Below are 263 nucleotides of genomic sequence, written 5' to 3'. Positions count from 1 at the left end.
CCCTGGGTCATATCGCAGAAGCTTGTGCCAAAGGCGAAGCTGATAACGGTCGTAAAGGCCCGCTCAATCTGCCAAATCTGACCCGTCTGGGGCTGGCGAAAGCACACGAAGGTTCTACCGGTTTCATTCCGGCGGGAATGGACGGCAACGCTGAAGTTATCGGCGCGTACGCATGGGCGCACGAAATGTCATCCGGTAAAGATACCCCGTCTGGTCACTGGGAAATTGCCGGTGTCCCGGTTCTGTTTGAGTGGGGATATTTC

1 pseudogene is annotated in these 263 nt (G+C 55.9%); it reads left to right on the top strand.

The features are described from left to right. Positions 1-263, top strand: a pseudogene (locus tag AAEZ18_RS19045) (phosphopentomutase); the annotation flags it as partial.

This window comes from Pseudoalteromonas sp. 19-MNA-CIBAN-0066 (genome assembly GCF_040308705.1).
In the GTDB taxonomy this organism is placed as follows: domain Bacteria; phylum Pseudomonadota; class Gammaproteobacteria; order Enterobacterales; family Alteromonadaceae; genus Pseudoalteromonas; species Pseudoalteromonas nigrifaciens.
The sequence above is the reverse complement of the archived record's forward strand: the minus strand, read 5'-3'. Positions and strand labels throughout refer to the sequence as shown.